The sequence below is a fragment of the Dellaglioa sp. CoH-57-MRSF-22 genome, from assembly GCF_056781895.1.
Genome location: NZ_JBXAXT010000014.1, coordinates 1 through 1,109, shown reverse-complemented (window position 1 = coordinate 1,109; position 1,109 = coordinate 1). Strand labels below are relative to the sequence as shown.

Sequence of the window (1,109 nt, the reverse complement as noted above, 5' to 3'; positions counted from 1 at the left end):
GCTTTTTACGCCGGGTCCATCGTGTACAGTTTCGGGCCCTCGAAACCGCGTGCCACATAGCGATCATGAAGATTGCCGAACTCGACTGGAAACGGCGCTCCGTTGACGTTGAACGAAGTTCCGTACTCCGTGAACTTGACGGGAGGCACAGCCAATTCCGGCTGAGGTTTTCCGCACAGCGGAGCCTCCGAAGGCTTCGAGCACAAATCTAGGCTAGTGCCACACGGACATGTGTTGGGCTCACGCTCCACGGGTTTCGGTCCCGGGTGCATCAGCTGCCACATAGCCTTGTTGTCGATCCAGCGAACTGCGCCCATCTCAATGAACACACGTTCGCCTTTCTCGTTTTGGAGAATGTAGCCGGAGTATTTGTAGCCGGAGCCCGCAAGTTCTGCGGCTTTTCGTGCCGTATGCTTGTCAGTCACGCGTTCCGAGGCCGCGCGCTCGTTGCGGAGCCTCGCAATTTCGGACTTGAGTTGATCGATTTCGGATCGGGCTGTCTGAATGTCGGCCTGTTCTGCTACTCGCGCGCTTTTCTCATACGCGTATTCTTCAACGAGGCGACGAACATTAGCCCCAAACGAGACCAGTCCCGGATCGAACACTCGACGGCCAATAGCGGCAACGCGTTCGGCCTCGTGGGCAATACTGTACAGGTCTTGTGCGGTGAAACTCATTAACCCTCCCTCGGAGTCGTCAAAACACACTGCTGATCCTGAGGAATGCGTTCTTGAAGACGCGTGATCTGATGCTCTTGAGCCGAGATCAACTCTTCCACAGTGTCTACTCCGTAGAACGAAGCTAGAAACTGAAAGTTCTCCAAGCCCGGTGTCGAGAACCCTGTATTGCGCACGGACCGCGCCCAGCGCACGACCTCGACTTCGTGCTCCAGATCGTCGATACGCTTGTGTCGGAAATTGGAACGTGCCTTCTTCCATACTTGAAACGCGGACTCGATACCGGGGAACGCGAATGTGCCGTCGTCGAGCACGGCAAACGCCGTATCCGGGCTCGTGGCCAGAGCCGGAACCTGACGGAGAGTCGCTTCATCATAGTCGTCCTCAAACTCTTTTTGGAATTCAAGACGCTCGACGAGCCCGGGTGCGAGT

2 protein-coding genes are annotated in these 1,109 nt (G+C 56.4%); both read right to left on the bottom strand.

The features are described from left to right. Positions 1 to 5: 5 nt before the first annotated feature. Positions 6 to 677, bottom strand: coding sequence for an FtsB/FtsL family cell division protein (locus AC1RPR_RS07825; RefSeq protein ID WP_289900957.1), 672 nt, complete (start codon positions 675 to 677; stop codon positions 6 to 8). Next, the coding region (locus AC1RPR_RS07820; RefSeq protein ID WP_481763403.1) for a hypothetical protein at positions 677 to 1,109 on the bottom strand (433 nt) is incomplete at its 5' end. The genes AC1RPR_RS07825 and AC1RPR_RS07820, both read right to left, overlap by 1 nt.

Bases quoted from the DNA above. Each gene is read 5' to 3' on its own strand.
- AC1RPR_RS07825 (WP_289900957.1), bottom strand. From the start codon at position 677: ATGAGTTTCACCGCACAAGACCTGTACAGTATTGCCCACGAGGCCGAA.